This window comes from Mesorhizobium sp. M2A.F.Ca.ET.039.01.1.1, from assembly GCF_003998035.1.
GTDB lineage: Bacteria > Pseudomonadota > Alphaproteobacteria > Rhizobiales > Rhizobiaceae > Mesorhizobium.
The window spans coordinates 1-5,332 of the sequence record NZ_RZRY01000448.1; the positions used below are offsets into that span (position 1 = coordinate 1).

Below are 5,332 nucleotides of genomic sequence, written 5' to 3' on the forward strand. Positions count from 1 at the left end.
AGCCGACGGCGCCGCCGAAGCCGCCTTTCGACAGGCCGACAAGGATCACCGCCGGGATGGCGGCGGCATAGAACCACGGATCGCTGAGCAAGCCTGACATCGGCAAGAGAAGGTTGGAGGAGGCGGGGAACCAAGCCATAGCGCGGAACGGCGCCGCCGGGATAGTCATTAATGCCGGCATCCGCTATTGCCGCCCAATCAGCACGACCATCTGCCCCGCCAGGGTCCGCCGGTCGGTCGGCCCGCCATTTCGGAGAGTGGAAATGAACGCCATCAGCATTCGCCGTGCACGTGAAGCGGACGTTGCGGTCATCGTCGCGATGCTTGCCGACGATGCGCTGGGCCGGGCCCGTGAAGACGCCACCCTGCCGCTGGCGCAACCCTATCTGGACGCCTTCGCGGCGATAGACGGCGATCCGAACCAGTTGCTCGCGGTGATGACCGATGGCGACGAAATCATCGGCACGCTCCAGATCACCTTTCTCGCCGGCCTATCGCAGCGCGGCGCGTGGCGCGGCCAGATCGAGGCCGTGCGCATCGCGTCCACCCGGCGCGGCGAGGGGCTGGGACAGCGCCTGTTGGAATGGGCGATCGACAAATGCCGCGAGCGCGGCTGCCGGGTCATGCAGCTGACGACGAACAAGAGCCGGACGGATGCGCATCGCTTCTATGAGCGCCTTGGCTTCAAGGCCAGCCATATCGGCTACAAGCTTGAACTCTAGAACAATTCCAGGAGAGGTGTGAGCGGTTTTCCGTCCGGAATTGCGTAAAAACAACGAGATAGCGCGTTTCGCCGTTTCCGTGAAACGGTGAAACGCACTAGCGATTGGCCGCTGGCTGTCGGCAATTGCGGCCGCTGCCCTACATCTTGTCCGGTCCCGGGTCGCCACCGGCGGCGGTGATCGCGAGCCGATCCAGATAGTGCGTCCAGCCCTTCTCGTGGCTGTCGCAAATCTCTCGGTCGGCAAGGCCGCTATGGGTTAGCTTGACCCGCGTCCCGCCCGGCTCTTCGACCAGATCGATTTCGACAAGGCTCGAACCGGGTGGCGTCCGATCGTTGCCCTCCCAGCCGAAGCTGTAGGCAAGGCGGTGGACGGGTATGACCTCGGTGAATTGGCCGCGAGCCGTGGCTCTTCCTCCCAAATTCAGCAGATAGAGACCGCCGGGGTTGGGTTCCGCCGTTGCCTCCGTTCCCATCCAGCGCACAATCTTGTCCGGATCTGTCAGGAAGGCGAAGACTGTCGCCGGCGGCGCCGCGATCTGTACCTCGCGACGAACGATCAAGGGTTCAGCCATCGAAACCTCCCGGGTTTGCGCGCCAACACGGCTCGCCTGGCAGGTGGCGCCGGGCCAGCGCTTTCGATTCGAAGCCAAATCGCCCTGCCGTTCAACTAAAATCTCGTTGGATCGATTCGCGCTGGTGACAGCGACGGAACGCCGAAGCATGATCATATCGATGCGGCTTTCTTCAACTTTCGCCTGGCTGGTCGACAGCGCCGGCGGCGCCGTCCAGCCGGATGATTTTCTGGCCACGCTCGGCGCGCGGCTGGTTGACGACGGATTGCCGCTCGTCGGTGGAGCCCTGACGCTCGCCGCGCCGCATCCGATCATAACGCGCCGCGCCTGGCTGTGGCGGGCCGAGACAGGCGTCGTCATGGAGGCGCTGGGTTTTGGCGCCGGCATGATGCCTGGAACCGGAGAGGCAGATCTCGGACGCGAATGGCTGGCGGGACTGGGAACCGGTGTCGTGTACGATTACATGGTTGGCCCCGAGTGCGAGGATGCGCAATGGGGGAATCCAAAACTGAACTGGGCCGCGGTACGCCCTCTCGCGGAGCACGAATCGAAAACACTGGACCAGGTGGCGCGCTTCGCCGTGGCGCCGCTTGCCGCTCTCGCCGCTAGGTCGACCCTGTCGGCCCTGCTTGAGGCCTATCTTGGGCAACGCAGCGCAGCGCAGGTGTTGGCCGGCCGTTCGCGGCGCGAGGTTGGCGAGACAATCCGCGCGGTCCTGTTCTACAGCGATTTGCGCGACTTTACCGCCCTGTCGGAAGAGACGGACGCCGAGCAGGTCGTGGCGGCGCTCAACGCCAGCTTCGACCGCATAGCCGGCGCCGTTCACGCTTTTGGCGGCGAGGTGCTGAAATTCATCGGCGACGGCGTGCTGGCGATCTTTCCTGTCGGCGAGCGCTCGGTCTCGGAGGCTTGCGAGGCGGCGTTGCGCGCGGTCGCAGCGGCGCGGGCGGGGATGGCGCAGCTCAATCAGGTTCGTGCCGGACAAGGCATGCCCGAGCTGCAATTCGGCATGGCGCTGCACATCGGCGACATGGTGTGGGGCAATGTCGGCACAGCCGACCGTCTGGATTTCACCGCAATCGGCCCGGCCGTGAACCTCGTCAGCAGGCTCGAAGGCCTGTGTCGGCCGCTTGGACGGAGCGTCCTGATCTCCGGCGCTGTCGCCGCGGAAACCACGACGCCCTTGGTTCCGTTGGGCGAACACCAATTGCGTGGAATTGTCAGACCGTGCGCCGTCTTCAGCCTGCCGGACGGGTGATCCCTGGAGCGGTTCGGCGTTTCCGCGAACCGGCTCTGTAAACGACGGAGCGCGGCGATCCGGCGGCGCCCCCGCGCTCGACGATCCTGCTTCGCCCTCCTGTTCAAGCTGGCCGCTTTGCTCTATGCCGCAATGCAACCATCTTCGCCCGGCATAGGCGAAACCGGGATCGAAGGCCAATGAACGATTTAACCCCGCCCAACCGCTGCCGCATCGTGCTGATCGCGCCGCCGCTCGTACCGGCCGAGCATATCTGCGCGGCCTTCGAGGGCGGCGACATCGCTTCGCTTATCCTGCCCGACAATGGCATGGATGACGCCTCCTTCCAGGCCCTCGCCGAACGGATCGTGCCGATCGCTCAAGGCGCCGGCATCGCCGTCATCATCGCCGGCGACAGCCGCATCGCCGGTCGCGTCCAGGCCGACGGCATCCATGTCGAGGCAAAGCCGCGGGAGCTCGCCGAGACGATCGAGCGCCTGGCCGGCAAGATGATGGTGGGCGCCGGCGGCGCCAAGACGCGCGACGAGGCGCTGGCGCTCGGCGAGGAGCGGCCCGACTACATGTTCTTCGGCCGTTTCGGCTACGACAACAAGCCGGAGCCGCATCACCGCAACCTCGCCCTCGGCGAATGGTGGGCTGAGATGATCTCGATTCCCTGCATCGTCATGGGCGGCTCCGAGCTTGCTTCCGTCGAGGCGGTGGCCGCGACCGGCGCCGAATTCGTGGCGCTGTCCAGCGCCGTTTTCGCCGATGGGCGCGATCCCGCGGCGGCGATCGCCGCCGCCAACGCGCTGCTCGATGAAACCGCGCCGCGTTTCGAGGACTGACATGCGCTTGCGTGTGCTTCCTCTGGCCGTCCTGGCCGGCTTGCTGGTTCCGGCTTGCTGGCTGGGCGAAACGGCGAGCGCGACTGAGACCGTGCCTCTGCCCCAGCCCCAGCCGGAGACGAGTGCGCCGGACAAGGGCGCGCCCGACGCAGCCAAGCCGGATACAGGCTCGCCGGACACGGGCACGCCGGATAAGGGCAAACCGGACACAGCCACGCAGGACACCGCGCCGGATGCGAGCCGGTTCGGCAGCGATCCGCATATCGACAAGCCGATCCAGAACACCTTGCCGCAGCCTGCAACCATGACTCCGCCATCGGCCGACACCGTCAATCCCGACCGTTTCGGCGCCAAGCAGCCGGACGCCGCCTATGGCGCCTTCCAGCGCGGCCTCTACAAGACCGCCTACAATCTCGCCATGGAGCGCGCCAAGAACGGCGATCCGGCGGCCGAGACGCTGGTGGCCGAAATCCTGTCGCGCGGGCTGGGCGTGCCGCTCAATCCGGCCGAGGCTGCAAAATGGTATGGGCTGGCCGCGGAACAGGGCGTGCCGGAGGCGCAGTTCCAATATGCGCTGATGCTGCTCGACGGCCGCTATGTGAAGAAGGACGAAAAGGGCGCCTTCGCGCTGATGCAGGCCTCGGCCGAGGCCGGCAACCGGCTTGCGCAGTTCAACTTCGCGCAGTTGCTTGTCCAGCAGGATCCCGGCGATGACGGGCTTGTGAAAGCCGCCGTCTACTACGAGCGCGCGGCCGCCACCGGCCTTGCCGACGCGCAATACGCGATGGCGCAACTCTATGCCAACGGCGCCGGCGGCAAGCCGCATGACGACGCCCAGGCGCGTATCCTCCTGACGCAAGCCGCGCGCCAAAACTACGACACGGCGCAGATCGACCTCGCCGCCTGGATGATCGAGGGGCGCGGTGGCGAGCGCGACCTGAAATCGGGCTTTGCCTGGATGAGACGGGCGGCGCAAGGCGGCAATGTCGCCGCCCAGAACCGCCTCGCCAAGCTCTATATGGGCGGCATCGGCACCGACCCGGACCTGATCCTCGCCGGCGCCTGGTATATCGTCGCTCGTCGCGCCGGACTGATCGACCCGCAGATGGACGATTTCCTGCAGGGCCTCGACGACGACCAGACCAAGCAGGCCCTGCAAAAGGCAAATCGCCTGCCTTGAGGCCCGTCGCCGCGGCAACCGCTCGGGTTCCCTCCCTTGCCTACCTTGGCAATTTGTGGTCTTGGAGGCGCCAAAGCGCGACCCGCGCCAGAAAATCTCATTCCGGATCAGTTCATCATGGCCAAGATCAGTGGCAGCGAAATCCGTCCCGGCTATGTCATCGAGCACGATGGCGGGCTGTGGGTGGCGGTCAAGACCAACACCGTCAAGCCCGGCAAGGGCGGCGCCTACAACCAGGTCGAGCTGAAGAACCTGATCAACGGCACCAAGCTCAACGAGCGCTTCCGCTCGGCCGAGACCGTCGAGCAGATAAGGCTCGACCTCAAGGATTTCTCGTTCCTCTACGAGCAGGGCGATGCGCTGGTGTTCATGGACACTGAAAGCTACGAGCAGCTCGAGCTGGCGAAGGACTTCGTCGGCGAGCGCGCCGCTTTCCTGCAGGACGGCATGATGGTGACGGTTCAGCTCTACGAGGAGCGGCCGATCGGCATCTCGCTGCCCGACCAGGTGACGCTGACCGTCACCGAGGCCGATCCGGTGGTGCGCGGCCAGACGGCCGCCTCCTCCTACAAGCCGGCGGTGCTGGAAAACGGCATCCGCGTTCTGGTGCCGCCCTTCATCTCGGCCGGCGAGCGCATCATCGTCGACACCAACGAAATCACCTATATGCGCCGCGCCGATTGAGCGCCGGCCGGTAGGAAGAAAAAGCCAGGAAGAAAAAATGGCGCGTTCCGCTCTCCTCAACGTCATGGTGCAGGCCGCGATGAAGGC

At 65.6% G+C, this 5,332-nt stretch carries 6 protein-coding genes and 1 pseudogene; 5 read left to right on the forward strand and 2 right to left on the reverse strand.

The genetic code is table 11. From position 1 onward, the window contains the following. Positions 1-100 (reverse strand): annotated as a pseudogene (locus tag EOA24_RS43280) (sulfite exporter TauE/SafE family protein); the annotation flags it as partial. Positions 101-263: 163 nt separating this feature from the next. On the opposite strand from EOA24_RS43280, the gene EOA24_RS26405 reads away from it, so the two are divergent. Next, positions 264-722 carry a GNAT family N-acetyltransferase gene (locus tag EOA24_RS26405; RefSeq protein WP_126080744.1) on the forward strand — a complete coding sequence of 153 codons (459 nt, stop codon included), beginning with the start codon at positions 264-266 and terminating at the stop codon, positions 720-722. 139 nt (positions 723-861) lie between these two features. Here EOA24_RS26405 and EOA24_RS26410 read toward each other — a convergent pair whose 3' ends face one another. Continuing rightward, on the reverse strand, positions 862-1,296 hold the full coding sequence (locus EOA24_RS26410; RefSeq protein ID WP_126083675.1) for an SRPBCC domain-containing protein: 435 nt from the start codon (positions 1,294-1,296) through the stop codon (positions 862-864). 160 nt (positions 1,297-1,456) lie between these two features. On the opposite strand from EOA24_RS26410, the gene EOA24_RS26415 reads away from it, so the two are divergent. The 4 genes from EOA24_RS26415 (at position 1,457) to efp (ending at position 5,245) form a co-directional block, all read left to right on the forward strand. After that, the gene (locus EOA24_RS26415; protein ID WP_126083674.1) at positions 1,457-2,554 is read left to right on the forward strand and encodes an adenylate/guanylate cyclase domain-containing protein; all 1,098 of its coding nucleotides are present in this window, start codon (positions 1,457-1,459) and stop codon (positions 2,552-2,554) included. Positions 2,555-2,733: 179 nt separating this feature from the next. Beyond that, the gene (locus tag EOA24_RS26420) at positions 2,734-3,381 is read left to right on the forward strand and encodes a thiamine phosphate synthase (RefSeq protein WP_126080743.1); all 648 of its coding nucleotides are present in this window, start codon (positions 2,734-2,736) and stop codon (positions 3,379-3,381) included. A 1-nt stretch (position 3,382) separates the two neighbouring features. After that, on the forward strand, positions 3,383-4,561 hold the full coding sequence (locus tag EOA24_RS26425; RefSeq protein ID WP_126080742.1) for a tetratricopeptide repeat protein: 1,179 nt from the start codon (positions 3,383-3,385) through the stop codon (positions 4,559-4,561). Between the two features lie 117 nt (positions 4,562-4,678). Then, on the forward strand, positions 4,679-5,245 hold the full coding sequence (gene efp, locus EOA24_RS26430; RefSeq protein ID WP_126080741.1) for an elongation factor P: 567 nt from the start codon (positions 4,679-4,681) through the stop codon (positions 5,243-5,245). The last annotated feature ends 87 nt before the right edge of the window (positions 5,246-5,332 follow it).

Excerpts from the sequence above, each read along its gene's own strand:
- EOA24_RS26420 (WP_126080743.1), top strand. The coding sequence starts at position 2,734 with ATGAACGATTTAACCCCGCCCAACCGCTGCCGCATCGTGCTGATCGCG.
- efp (WP_126080741.1), top strand. The coding sequence starts at position 4,679 with ATGGCCAAGATCAGTGGCAGCGAAATCCGTCCCGGCTATGTCATCGAG.
- EOA24_RS26405 (WP_126080744.1), top strand. The coding sequence starts at position 264 with ATGAACGCCATCAGCATTCGCCGTGCACGTGAAGCGGACGTTGCGGTC.
- EOA24_RS26415 (WP_126083674.1), top strand. The coding sequence starts at position 1,457 with ATGCGGCTTTCTTCAACTTTCGCCTGGCTGGTCGACAGCGCCGGCGGC.
- EOA24_RS26425 (WP_126080742.1), top strand. The coding sequence starts at position 3,383 with ATGCGCTTGCGTGTGCTTCCTCTGGCCGTCCTGGCCGGCTTGCTGGTT.
- EOA24_RS26410 (WP_126083675.1), bottom strand. The coding sequence starts at position 1,296 with ATGGCTGAACCCTTGATCGTTCGTCGCGAGGTACAGATCGCGGCGCCG.